General features: G+C 50.1%; 8 protein-coding genes. 6 read left to right on the forward strand and 2 right to left on the reverse strand.

The window, feature by feature from the left end; all coding sequences use genetic code 11:
- Positions 1-150: 150 nt before the first annotated feature.
- From Q6A92_RS10985 to Q6A92_RS10995, 3 genes are all read left to right on the forward strand, one after another.
- Positions 151-594 carry a LytTR family DNA-binding domain-containing protein gene (locus Q6A92_RS10985; protein ID WP_332238181.1) on the forward strand — a complete coding sequence of 148 codons (444 nt, stop codon included), beginning with the start codon at positions 151-153 and terminating at the stop codon, positions 592-594.
- 196 nt (positions 595-790) lie between these two features.
- Positions 791-2,587, forward strand: a complete 1,797-nt coding sequence (locus Q6A92_RS10990) for a carbon starvation CstA family protein (protein ID WP_274399026.1) — start codon at positions 791-793, stop codon at positions 2,585-2,587.
- Between the two features lie 188 nt (positions 2,588-2,775).
- Positions 2,776-3,108, forward strand: a complete 333-nt coding sequence (locus Q6A92_RS10995; protein WP_274399025.1) for a CHY zinc finger protein — start codon at positions 2,776-2,778, stop codon at positions 3,106-3,108.
- An 84-nt stretch (positions 3,109-3,192) separates the two neighbouring features.
- Here the strand turns inward: Q6A92_RS10995 and Q6A92_RS11000 are convergent, their stop codons facing one another.
- Complete coding sequence (locus Q6A92_RS11000) at positions 3,193-3,612, reverse strand: hypothetical protein (RefSeq protein WP_274399022.1); 420 nt, start codon at positions 3,610-3,612, stop codon at positions 3,193-3,195.
- Positions 3,613-4,244: 632 nt separating this feature from the next.
- On the opposite strand from Q6A92_RS11000, the gene helD reads away from it, so the two are divergent.
- Positions 4,245-6,572 carry an RNA polymerase recycling motor HelD gene (helD, locus tag Q6A92_RS11005; RefSeq protein ID WP_332238184.1) on the forward strand — a complete coding sequence of 776 codons (2,328 nt, stop codon included), beginning with the start codon at positions 4,245-4,247 and terminating at the stop codon, positions 6,570-6,572.
- Between the two features lie 508 nt (positions 6,573-7,080).
- Here the strand turns inward: helD and Q6A92_RS11010 are convergent.
- Entirely contained in the window at positions 7,081-10,098 is a 3,018-nt protein-coding gene (locus Q6A92_RS11010) for a hybrid sensor histidine kinase/response regulator (RefSeq protein WP_443029725.1), read from the reverse strand.
- A 371-nt stretch (positions 10,099-10,469) separates the two neighbouring features.
- Here Q6A92_RS11010 and Q6A92_RS11015 point away from each other — a divergent pair, with 371 nt between their 5' ends.
- Together Q6A92_RS11015 and Q6A92_RS11020 are read left to right on the forward strand one after the other, a co-directional pair.
- Positions 10,470-10,829, forward strand: coding sequence for a hypothetical protein (locus Q6A92_RS11015; protein WP_274399019.1), 360 nt, complete (start codon positions 10,470-10,472; stop codon positions 10,827-10,829).
- A gap of 125 nt (positions 10,830-10,954) precedes the next feature.
- Positions 10,955-12,040 carry a response regulator gene (locus tag Q6A92_RS11020; protein ID WP_274399018.1) on the forward strand — a complete coding sequence of 362 codons (1,086 nt, stop codon included), beginning with the start codon at positions 10,955-10,957 and terminating at the stop codon, positions 12,038-12,040.
- Positions 12,041-12,963: the final 923 nt, after the last annotated feature.

A 12,963-nucleotide genomic window follows, 5' to 3' on the forward strand; every position in this document is an offset into this window, starting at 1 on the left:
ATTAATATTAGCATAGTACACAATAGAATGGAGTGCGCGGGCATGAATTTGAAAACGTCTTCATGATAGAATGAAAGTGTGATTTATGTCTCAACCGCTGAAGGCGGGGATGGGTTCCATGAATATTATAGAAAAACGGGGGAATGAACGATGGTGAAATCATTGGCAGACAGGGGACGGCCGGAAAAGGGCCTGCCGATCCCCTGTCTGCCGGAAAACGGAGGAATGAATCGCGGGGATCAGATGCAGAGAAATATCCCTCTGCTGCGGAAGCTGGCCATTGCGACGGATGAACGGTTCTTGATTGTTCCTTTTTCCGATATTATGTACATCGGCGCGGACCGCGGTAGAACGGTCGTTGCTTTGAGAAAGAAAAAAATGACTGTGAACGAAACACTCGTCTCTTTGGAAAAAAGGCTGCAGCCGCAGAGCGGCATCGTCCGCGTGCACCGCGCTTATCTCGTGAACCTCGAAGCGGTGACGGAAATTTCTCCATGGTTCAATTCAACCTATAATCTGATGCTGGAAAACGGAGACAAGGTTCCGGTCAGCCGGAACTATGCGAAAAATCTAAGAATGTGGTTCAAACTTTAGGAAAATTTTCGGCCTGATTGTTATATAACAAACATACATGTTATATAACAAAAATGCATTTCAAACGGCCGTTCCGCTCTTTCAAAACAGGGTAGCGGCTTTTTATCCGCTCATTGTACGATCAGACACCGTTTTCCTTTACAATTGAGAAAAGCTGACGCCCGAGGTCCGAAAATGAACGGAGGAGGCAAGAAAAGTGAGTGCGATTACCATTGTGATTGGCTCGATCTGCATTTTGGCAATAGCCTATCGGTTTTACGGAGTTTTTATGGCGAACAAAGTCCTGCGTTTAAACAATGATACAGTGACACCGGCCCATGCCTTTGCGGACGGGAAAAACTATGTTCCGACGAACCGATGGGTTGTTTTCGGGCATCATTTTGCGGCCATTGCTGCGGCCGGCCCGCTTGTCGGTCCGGTTCTTGCCGCACAGTTCGGATATTTTCCCGGCCTGCTCTGGCTCCTGATCGGAGCAGTGGTCGGAGGAGCCGTACACGATCTGGTCGTTCTCTACGCGTCGATGCGGCATGACGGAAAATCGCTTTCGGAAGTTGCCAAGAAAGAAATGGGGCCGGTGGCCGGATTCTGTACCGGCCTTTCCATGCTGCTGATTATCACCATCACCATGGCGGGCCTGTCAATGGTCGTCGTCAATGCGCTCACGAACAATCCGTGGGGCGTATTCACCGTTGCCATGACGATCCCGATCGCGATGGCGGTCGGCCTTTATTACCGCAAAAGCGGCAACCTGAAGATGGCTTCGGCGGTCGGTTTTCTCTTTATCCTGCTGGCCGTCTTTGCCGGGCCGTACATTCAGCACACGGCGCTTGGGCATTTATTGACGCTCGACGTGAAAACCCTGTCCGTTCTGCTGCCCGTCTATGCGTTTTTTGCGGCGGCTCTGCCGGTCTGGCTGTTGCTGACACCGCGCGATTATCTGAGCTCTTTCATGAAAATCGGCGTCTTTGCCGCGCTGATTATTGGCGTTTTTATCATTAACCCGATGATTCGGATGCCGGCACTGACACAGTTTACGGGCGGAGGCGGTCCGGTCATCGGCGGCCCGGTCTGGCCTTTTATCTCCATTACGATTGCCTGCGGAGCGATTTCAGGTTTCCACGCCTTTGTCAGTTCGGGAACCACGCCGAAGATGATCGATCGCTGGACGGATATCAAAATGGTTGCTTTCGGAGCGATGCTGGTGGAGTGCCTGGTCGGTATTATGGCGCTGATCGCTGCGACAGCGCTCCATCCGGCCGATTATTTTGCGATTAATTCTGTGCCGGCCGTGTTTAAGACACTCGGCATGAACGTCGTCAATCTGCCGCAGCTGGACCATGAGATCGGACTGGGTCTTGCCGGCAGGCCGGGAGGCGCCGTGACACTTGCTGTCGGCATGACCTATATTTTCACAAGTATTCAGTGGTTCAGCCACCTCGCGCCTTATTTCTTCCAGTTTGTCATTTTATTCGAAGCGGTCTTCATTTTGACGGCAGTTGACGCGGGGACCCGTGTTGCCCGCTATTTGATTCAGGACTTTTTCGGTGAATTCTATGCTCCTCTGAAAAAAGCAGACTGGCTGCCGGGTTCTATTTTTGCAAGCGCTCTCGCCTGCCTGCTGTGGGGTTATCTGCTCTTCTCGGGCAATATTGGGTCGATTTGGGTACTCTTCGGCGTCTCCAATCAGTTAATGGCGGCCATCGGGTTGATTGTCGGCGCCACATTTGTTCTGAAAATCGCCGTTAAAAGGCGTTATATGCTGACCTGCCTGATTCCGCTTGCCTATCTGTATGTGACGGTAAACGTAGCCGGATACTGGATGATTACCCATGTCTACCTGAATCGCGCCGCTTCCGGATTCAGCCTGCTTAACGCGATCCTGTCCATCGTCATGCTCATTCTCGGTTTCGTGATCATGGTGACCGCGATCAAAAAATGGCTGGAAATGTGGCGTGAACCGCGCGTCGATATAGAGGAGCTAACCGTCGGCTGACGGCTGTACTGCCTGCGGCCGGAGACAAAATATCCGCTCTTTGGCCGCTCTTTACATACTTCCTTCAGACCGCCGCGCACCCGGCCGTCTGAAAAGGGATGCTCTGTTTGCTGAGGAAAGGACAGTAACCGGTACGAAGATGCGAAAATAACTAAAGAGATCGATCGGAAAGAGGGAGGAGCATCGGGATGAATCAGAAAGTGCAGGGAGTCGGGATGGACGGAGAGACGCGCTGTGTCCATTACCACACAGAAAAGGATATCATCGCGATCAAGTTTAAATGCTGCGGCACCTATTATGCCTGTTACTCATGCCATGAAGCACTGGCCGGTCACCCGGCGGAAGTCTGGGAACGCAGCCGGTTCGATGAAAAGGCGATTCTGTGCGGTTCATGCGGTCATGAACTGACGATTAACGAATATTTGACAGGCGGTTTCCGCTGCCCGAACTGCGGCGCACTGTTTAACCCGAAGTGCTCCCTGCATGCTCCGCTTTACTTTGATGTGGAAAAGCACGGCTGAAGCCGTCTGCCGAAAAATAAAGATCAAAAAAAGCGCTTCATTCGCGCCTGGCGGGAAGGAAGAGCCTTATCAACAATCGACGGATCAGTTGAGAATTTTATTATTCGAATAAATGCCCTTGATTTCTTCCGGCGTTTTGCCGCGGACAAGCAGGCAGAAATTCTCATAGCCGATTTCCCCGTGGGCACTCATCAATCGTTCAAGAGCCTGCAGACCCTGCGGATGCTTGTTGATTTTTTCGATCTCGCTTTTGTACAGATCGATGATGGATCGCTGGACGAAATGAGGAGCAAAACGGGCGGCAAATTTTTCATTTCCCAGCATCAGGCCGCACAAATATTCATATTTGAACTGCAGCTGACGGGTAAAATTCACAAGATGAAGCAAACGGTAGAACGTGTCCGGATAGTTTGTCCTGAAGTCTTCAATATCCGTCCGCGCATTTTTGAGATCCTGTATACTGCTGATCATTTTCACCACATGATCATCTCCTTTCCATTTCATCGGAAACCGCCCCTCTCTCTTTAGAATTATGTCCGTGAGTGCGTGCAATAATCCCTTTCATCATTCATGGAAGAACATCAGTCGGAAAAGCGGTTCCCTACAAGTTAAGGTTTACCAAAAATCCGGGATAGGAAAGCCGCCGCAGCCTTGCCGTCCCGCCTGCTTTGCCGGTGCCGGTTGTTGATCGTCTAATTAACATTTATCAAAGGCATGAATTTTTCCGGTGCTCTCATGCTTAGCTTATCTCTTTTTGCTCAAACTGTAAAATGATTCTTTTTTATTAAAACGATAACGACAAAACATAACTGTTCTAAAATAAGAAGAGAAACGACTGTCTGAGGGAACAACTGAATATTGCAGTTTCTGATTAAGCATGATATAGTTAAAACTCAATAGAAGGAAAAAACCATAAAAAGCCAAACTTCAACATATCATATGTGTACCCTTTTGTCAATAGCAAATGGTGAAATGGAAGATCGATTCTGACCGGCCGATCTTCAGAATTAAGAAACCTGCTTTCTCTGCCCGGCCGAAGGGAAAGGGACTGACACTGCATTCGTGTATTCAGTTGCCCGGCCTCCTGAACGCCGCTGCAATCGGATGACTTTTTACAGGAACAAGAGGTGTTTTTCATGGTACAGAATGAGCGAAAAAAAGAGCAAAATCGGATAAATGAAGTGGTTGACGTCATCAGCTCGAAAATTTCCGGAATAACCGGGGAAAAAGGGGCAGTCAGGAAAGGCATCGTTGATCTTCGCCAGAATTTCTGGGAAGACGTGACGGTCAATCTCGACGAAATGGATGATGTTTATGAAACACAGGCGAGCATTAAGCAGCAGGCCGAGCTTTTGTCCGAGCGCGAGCGGCGTCACGGGCAGATGGACAGGGAGCTGAAAACGTTGTACCGCCTTCAGGATTCGCCTTATTTCGGCCGGATCGACTTTCAGGAGGAAGGCGAACAGAAGACGGAGCCACTCTATATCGGCATCGGGTCGCTGATGGATGCCCGCAATGAGAAATTCCTGATCTATGACTGGCGGGCGCCCATCTCAAGCATGTACTATGATTATGCTCCGGGTCCGGCTAAATTTGATTCGATTGACGGAGAAATCAAAGGCGAAATGAAACTGAAACGTCAGTTTATCATCCGGCGCGGGCAGATCGACGGTATGTTCGATACCGGACTGACGATCGGCGACGGGCTGCTTCAGGCGATGCTGGGCGGCCGGGCATCCACGCATATGAAGAGCATTGTCGCGACGATTCAGAAGGAGCAAAATCAGATTATCCGCAATGAGACAGACCGCTATCTCATTGTTCAGGGGGCGGCCGGGAGCGGCAAGACATCGGCGGCACTGCAGCGTGTGGCGTTCCTGCTCTACCGCTATCGGAAAACGCTCCGTTCCGATAACATGCTCCTCTTCTCGCCGAATCCGCTGTTCAGCAGCTTCATCTCGACGGTTCTTCCCGAGCTCGGCGAGGAGAATGTCCGGCAGACAACCTTTAAGGATTTTATCGAAGAGAAGATCGGGCGCGATCTTCAGCTTGAAAATCCGTTTGATCAGACGGAGGCCTGTCTGACAATGGAAGAGAGTGAAGCGTACCGTGCCCGGACGGAGGGGATCCGCTTTAAGGCATCGCTTGCCTATAAACGGCTGCTCGACCGCTGGCTGGAGCGCCTGAAATTTGGAGGCATGATTTTTCGCGACATTGTGTTTCGCGATGAGACGATTGTTTCCGGGAAGGCCATCAAAAGGTTTTTCTATTCGCTGCCGCGCGAACAGTCCATTTTAAACCGGATGGAAGACGTCCGCGACTGGCTGCTGCGCCGGATTGCCGTCTTTGTGAAGGAGGAGCGCAGGAAGGACTGGGTGCTGGAAGAAGGCGAACTTCTCGATAAGTCGGATTACGCGGAAATCTTTCAGAAGCTGCAGCAGGAAAGACAATTCAGCGAAGAAACATTTGATGACTATGACCGTGAAGAGCAGATGCTTCGCAAGGTCGTGATGAATCGCCGGATTAAGCCGATCCGCCGCCGGATCAAGCAGCTTGAGTTTGTCAACAGCCAGAAGGTGTACTGTGAAATTTTTTACCACGACCACGACGACGAATGCGTTCCGGAGCACTGGACGGCGATTTGCCGTGCCACGCGGATGCGTTTCGAAGAGGGCGACTGTCCATGGGAGGACGCCGTTCCTTACCTTTATTTGAAAGAAAAACTGCAGGGCAGGAAAGGGAACCAGGAAATCCGCCATTTGATTATTGATGAGGCGCAGGACTATTCCCCCGTGCAGCTGGCCTATCTGCAGGCGGCTTTTCCGAGAAGCCGGATGACGATTCTGGGCGACTTGAATCAGGCCGTTTATGCGCAGAGTTTCGCCGAAGAGACCATGCTGTCGGAGAATCTTTATAATCGTGCGGAGGTTAAGAAGCTGACTTTGCTGCGCAGTTACCGTTCCACAAAAGAAATCATGGATTTTTCCCGCCATCTGGTACCCGGCGGCGATCAGATTGAACCGTTTGAGCGCAGCGGAAAGCTGCCCGAATGGGTCGCTATCCGCGACGGCCGGAAAGAGGCGGTTATTCTTGACAGGATTGCATCATTCAAGAATGCAGGTTTTGAAACATTTGCGCTGATCGGTAAAACGATGAAGGAATGCCAGGCTATTTATGCGCGGCTGAAAAATAAAATCAGCGTCAGGCTGGTTACTCAGGCGACCTATCAGTTTGACAAGGGCTTCATTATTATTCCGGCCTATCTGGCGAAAGGCATCGAATTTGACGCCGTGATCGTCAATGACGCGTCTGCAGCTAATTTCCACCGGCCAAATGAGCGGACGATTTTTTATACGGCCTGCACGCGTGCGATGCATGAGCTGGTTCTGCTTTCTTCCGGCGAAGCGACGCATTTTCTGAACGGCGTGCCGAAAGACAAGTATGTCAGGGAGACGGAAGGCTGAAAACGACGGGTCAATGTTGAATCGGCAGGACGGCGGCAGGCCCGCTTCCTTTTACCTGATTACATAATAGCCCTGAATAAAAAACAGCCTGATCCGAAGAATCGGAGCGGCGGCTGCAAATAAAGGGAGCCCGACAAATGCCGGGTCCGGGCCGCCCGCGCGAAAAAGCGATCAGCCGTCAGAGCGGTTTTCGGATTTTTAACCTGTTTAAAAAAGGCTTTTCGCCGAAAAGGGCCTGCCCAGGCCTTGGTCTGCCCGCTCGTTTTTCAGCACGACGCGATCTGCGAATCGGGGCAGGCTCTGAGCCTGCCGTCGGCCCGACACCCGGCCGGTTTTCCGGCATTGCACGGACGCCTTTGCAGGCATTTTCAACTAAAAAAACACAGTCCGTTACACGGCAGAAGTGAGCGCGGGAGCGGCCATTGAAAAAGAAGCTGCAGCCGCACGGTGTCTTTTTTCATTAATAGAGGGGCTGCGGCCTCTATTTTTTTATAGCGGACCGGGATAGTTACTTCTGCGGGATATGCATGGATGCGGCCGTTCCCTTTCCCGGTGCGCTTTCGATCTGTAATTCGGTTCCGTAATAGTGCTTCAGACGCTGGTTAATGTTTTTAAGGCCGACACTTTGCGTATGCTCCGACGTCAGTGCCTCTTTGATCTGCTCTTCGGTCATGCCGATGCCGTCGTCTGCAACACGGATGGCGACGCCGGCGTTTTCCCGATGCACGGACAGCGTGATTCGGCCGCCTTTTTTCTTTTTTCCGATCCCGTACTGGACAGCATTTTCAACGAGCGGCTGGATCATCAGCGGCGGCAGCGCGAAATCGAGATTTTCCTCAATATCGAAATCGGCGCGGACGCGGCCGGAAAAGCGCATCTGCTCGATAGTCAGGTAGGATTGCACAAGGGCCAGCTCTCTTCTGAAAGAACTGAGCGTCGACGTATTCTGAAAATCAAAGCTGCCTCTCAGGTAAGCGGCGAACTGTGCGGTCATTTCCCTTGATTTTTCAACGTCCTCATAGCTCAGCGCGATGATCGAATTGAGTACATTGTAAAGGAAATGAGGCTTGATCTGCGACTGCAGAAAAGCGATCTCCATCGTTCTCGCCTGGTTTGCTGATTTTTTCATGAGAATCAGTCCTTTAATACGTGCGGCAAATTCAGAGTAGTTATAGGGTTTTTGCAGAATATCGTTGGCGCCTGCGCGGAATGCCTGATATTTATCGGCCCCGATAACGGCTGCGGTAATCATCAGAACGGGCAGATCGATCAGGCTGAACCGTTCGCGGATTTTGCTGCAGACCTGCAGGCCGGTCATGCCCGGCATCATCAAATCGAGAATAATCAGGTCAAGTTCCGAACGGGCGACGATATCGAGGGCTTCCTGCCCGTCTTTAACGGCAATCACGTTGTAAGGCACGGCTTCAAGCATATCAATGAGGATTTCCAGATTTTCGATGTTGTCATCCACGATCAGAATGGTCGGAGCGTTTTGCTTTTTGGAGAAATAGGGGGTCGTCAGCGATAATCTGCTTTGCTTTGCCGCCAGTGTTTCAACAGGTTCTTTCAGATGGACGACAGGTTTCTGGAGGTTGCGGGCAACCGGGAGCGTCACGTGGAAAATGGATCCCCTGCCGACTTTGGATTCGAATCCGATGGTACCGTTCTGAAGTTCAATGAGCTGCCGGACAATGCTCAGTCCCAGCCCTGCACCCTCGCTCGCATTCATTTCCGCCTGCTGAAAAGCATTGAAAATCGTCGCGCGCGATGCTTCGGGAATGCCGATTCCCGTGTCCGCAACGCTGATCTGTACCTGTTCTTCATGCTGAGCGGCCGAAACGGTAATCTGTCCTTTATAGGTGTATTTGATCGCATTATCCACTAAATTACCGACGATTTGCCGGAAACGGTTTTCATCGGCGAGAACCGGCGGGAGATCGGCCGGAATGCGGTCAACGAGGCGCAGGTTCTTTTTTTCAGCCATCGTCTTGAAGATAGCCAGCGTCAGTTCAACCGTCGACCGGACGTCGACCGGAACGGGGCGGACTGCGAACAGGCCCTGCTTCATCCTGGACAGATCGAGAATGTCGTTCACGAGGTCGGACAGACGGTAGCCGGTATGGATGATCAGTTCGATTTTCTCTCTTTCCTCGCTGATCGTTTTTTTATTTTTGCGGGCGAGCAGCGTCTGGCAAATGTTGATAATCGCGTTCAGCGGCGTCCGGAATTCATGCGATGTTTTAGCAATGAATTCATCTTTCAGTTTATCCATTCGGATTAGTTGCTGCGCCAGAGATTCGCTTCTTTTAAAGGCGTTGGAGAAACGCTGCGACATCAGCAGCGAGAGCATCAGCAGGAAGAGAATGGATGAAAAGGAGTACAGGGAAAAAAGGCTTCGCGAACTGTATGCGCTGATCGTCGTGATGATGATGTAGACACTCATTGAAAGAGTGGCAAACATCAGATAAATGCTTCCCTCACTTCTTTTTATGATCGCCAGAACAAAGATGTACGTAGCATAGACGAGGATGCCGATCGCCAGCAAAGTATGGAGAAACAGTTCAACGGCAACCAGAAAGCTCTGCTGGAATAATAAATCGAGCGCCAATGTGACGAGTGAAAAGGCAATACCCGCGGACGTCACCTTTTTGGAGACAAGATTTGGATACGAATACAATAAATAAAGCAGCGTGGCGATTCCGATGAACAGTGTCGTTGCCGATTCGAGAACGGTGACCGCACCGTAGGAGAGGCCGGGAACAAGCAGGTAAATGAGCCGCCCCGGGCTGATCCAGGAAACGATTACTGAAAAAAGCAGGCAGAAGATTGAAAAAAACAGCAGTTGAAGATCTTTTCTGCGCTGCATATAATAGCCGAGAAAGTAAAGGCCCATAATGAAAAAAGCGACAATCATGATCAGGTCGTTGAGCAGGGTCAGATCATGGCTTTGCTCGATCTGCCGTTCGGTGCCGAAAAAGAGCGGTTTGGCGATTCCCCATCCCGTGACCCCTTCGGCCTTGGATACCTGGATAATCAATTCATTATTTCCGCGCCGGATCGGGAAATAGGCGGCATAGGGTCTGAGCGAGGTATTCTGATCTTTTATGCCCGAAGGATTGCCGCTCCCGCCGATCAGCTGTCCATTCATAAATAGTCTGCTGGAACTGTAGATGATCTGCGTCTGAATGCCGAAAATCTGCCGATCCCGGTCGGAGCGGATCAGCAGCCGGTAGGTTCCGTAACTCAGATCAGATGTTTCTCCGCCTTTCACACTCTGTGCATTATCGGGAACGGCCACTGCCATTTCATGCTTGCCCCCGCCCGCATGAACGGCCGCCGGTGAAAGAATCTGATTTGGGTAAAAGTCCCATTGACCGTTTAACTGAACCTCTCCGGTCCGTTCAAAGTTCCAATTTTCGAGATTAAGGGCACCCTGCTTTGCCATAGGGCCGCTGTATCCTGAAAGATGCGACCACGACAAAAAAATTAAAAATAAGCCGATATAAATGAAAACAACGATGATCATGGCGGGCAAACGGCGCACACGTGTCACTCCCGTATCGGAATAGGAATATGATACTAGTAATTCTATCAGTTCAGCGATTCAAGTTGAAGGGCGGATTAATAAGAATTTATGAGTATCTTTCAACTCATGCATCTAGTAGAATGCTTCAAAAATAATATAGCATGGGGATAATCTCCTGAATCATTGCCGGGTTCAGAACTAAATTGAGATGGGTTGAAATCTTTTTTAATGTTACATAAGAAACGATTGATCAGTCGGATGGCGTGAATGCGCCGCCGCTTCCTCGGAAGGACACAATATCCTTCCGAGGGGCCATGCGGACGGCGGCATACTCCTCCGAAGAAGGTATTTCATGCACGGACGTCATACGCTTGAGATCTCCGATATTTTTCTTCAGCCTGGCGCTTATCCATATGAATCATGGCGAAGTACATCGGCAAACGTTGGATATTAACAGTAAAACACCATTTATCATCAGAAGGCGCAAAATCATTAGTAACGTGGGAGTAATCGGCAGTGAACAGACTGGAATCAATCAGTACGGACAGTCAGAACCGAAAGACAGATCCGGATTATTAATCATGGCTGAAAATTTATCGATCGCTGTGCTTGACTTATCGTTCGCGGAAATGATGCCGCCTTTCAAAAAAGGAATTGCCCCAGAAAGCGCCGATCATCAATTAACGGTACAGAGCGGCAATGGGCTGAAGCAATACTCGTTTAAGAATTAGGATCCAAATCGGCTGATTTCCATATTTTTCTGTATGATATAATAGATGTATTAAATTAGTCCAAAAAATCCGAGAAAATACCCGGTTCTTGGAATCCGGCTGCCGGGGAAGGGGGAATCGGCCGGATGAATGCGATGGTTGTCGACGACGAGAGACTGGCCTGCACTCAGTTAAAAAGAATGCTGGAACGCACGGGGGCCTTTCAGACAATAAAAGTCTATGATGATCCGGAGACCGCGCGCGCTGATGCCGAAAAAGAGCCGGTCGACGTCGCCTTTCTGGATATTGAAATGCCGGAAATCAGCGGAATAGACCTGGCTGAAGCAATCCAGGCCGGCAATGAAGCCGTCCAGGTTGTTTTCATCACCGCATACGATGAATTTGCAATTAAGGCATTTGAAATAAATGCCGTCGATTACCTGCTTAAACCGGTTACCGTATCGCGGCTGAACAAAACGGTTGATCGTCTGCTCGGCCAAGCGAAAGCCGGGATTCATTCTGAGAAAGAGGCGGCGGACAAACGGCAGCTCGGCATTGAATGTTTCGGCAGCCTAAAATTTTACCGGAGAACGGAAGGTGTCAAGACCTATATTCCGGTTAAATGGCGGACATCGAAAGCCCGGGAACTGTACGCCTTCTTTTTGAGCGAACACGACCGTTTCATCAGCAAAGAAAGGCTGACAGGACTTCTTTGGCCGGATGCGGATCCCGCTAAGGCCCAGACCCAGCTCTACACCACCATCTATCAGATCCGAAAATTGATGAATCAGCTGCCTTTTCACCACCGCATTGTAAAAAACGATATCGGTTATTCACTCGTTTTATCCGGGACGCCGATCGATGCGGAAGAATGGGAAAAGGCGCTGAACGGACTGGAGCCGATCTCTGCGGCCTCGTACGAGGCACATATCCGCCTTTTCAAGATGTACAGCGACCACTATTTCGGCGAATACGGATACATATGGGCGGAGCCTGAGCGCGTCAGACTTTCCCGGCTGTGGATGGCGCATGCCTGCCGGCTGATCGACTTCCTGATCCGCGAGAAAAACTATGTCGAAGCACTCGACATCTGCCAGCAGGCCGATAAAATTGAACCGGATAGCGAAAAGATTATGAAATACCAAATTTCCATTTACAATAAAACCGGCAATGTTGAAGACGTCATCCATGTCTATGAACGTTATAAAAAGAGTAAAAACGCGATGAATTAACTAAAATGAGCCTTTCTTTTTAGCTGATGGACCCGTACCGGTCGAAAAGCTCGCAGCGCTGACCGAAAAACCCAGCCGCGACCGAAAAACTCGCTGTGCCGGTCGAAAACCCAGGCGTACCGACCGAAAAACAGCCAGCACTGGTCGAAAAGCTGGGTGAGCCGACCGAAAAATCCAACCGCGACCGAAAAACGGCGCCTACCGGTCGAAAACCTGGGCATGCCGACCGAAAAACAGCTAGTACCGGTCGAAAACCTGGGTATGCTGACCGAAAGACAGCCCGTACCGGTCGAAAGCTCGCAACACTGACCGAAAAGCTGGGTGAACTGACCGAAAAACCCAACCGCAACCGATAAACCGCTACTAAACGGTCGAAAACCTGGGCGCCATGACTGGATAAACTCCTTGCTACAATGTTTTATCAATCAGGGACGATCTTTATGTTCTGATTATTCCCACTTATTGATTCCAGCCCGTTTAATACAGATTTTTTGACTGTTCCTGTTGATTTTCCATCGATTGCTGTTGATATTTTGCTCTTTACTGATAAGCCAGCGTTTGCCGGCGATTTTGGCCATGATTCGCAGGGATACACAACGGCCGAGGAAAAAGATCGGCTGTTTCCGCCAGGTACCGCCTGCCCGCACAAGGCATCATCCTTTCAGCAGAATAAACCGCCGTTGCATGAACATTCAAAGTGCTTCTACAAATCAATCGTTTTTCGGAAGAATCGACGGTGCATTCGCGGCATAGACCGACAGGATACATGAGTCAAAGGAGAATACTCATTTAACTAAATCGGCAAAAAATATGATCATTCCAGAAGCTGAGAACCCGGCAGGAAAGTCGGGCTCTCAGCTTCTTTTTGTCTGTGATTTGCCGCACATATCAAGAGAAATTCTACATTGACTGGTAAAATGTTG

Origin of the sequence: Sporolactobacillus sp. KGMB 08714, from assembly GCF_036598985.1 — a bacterium.
Classification (GTDB): Bacteria; Bacillota; Bacilli; order Bacillales; family Sporolactobacillaceae; genus Sporolactobacillus.

Excerpts from the sequence above, each read along its gene's own strand:
- Q6A92_RS10995 (WP_274399025.1), top strand. The coding sequence starts at position 2,776 with ATGAATCAGAAAGTGCAGGGAGTCGGGATGGACGGAGAGACGCGCTGT.
- helD (WP_332238184.1), top strand. The coding sequence starts at position 4,245 with ATGGTACAGAATGAGCGAAAAAAAGAGCAAAATCGGATAAATGAAGTG.
- Q6A92_RS11010 (WP_443029725.1), bottom strand. The coding sequence starts at position 10,098 with ATGATCATCGTTGTTTTCATTTATATCGGCTTATTTTTAATTTTTTTG.
- Q6A92_RS11020 (WP_274399018.1), top strand. The coding sequence starts at position 10,955 with ATGAATGCGATGGTTGTCGACGACGAGAGACTGGCCTGCACTCAGTTA.
- Q6A92_RS10985 (WP_332238181.1), top strand. The coding sequence starts at position 151 with ATGGTGAAATCATTGGCAGACAGGGGACGGCCGGAAAAGGGCCTGCCG.
- Q6A92_RS11000 (WP_274399022.1), bottom strand. The coding sequence starts at position 3,612 with ATGAAATGGAAAGGAGATGATCATGTGGTGAAAATGATCAGCAGTATA.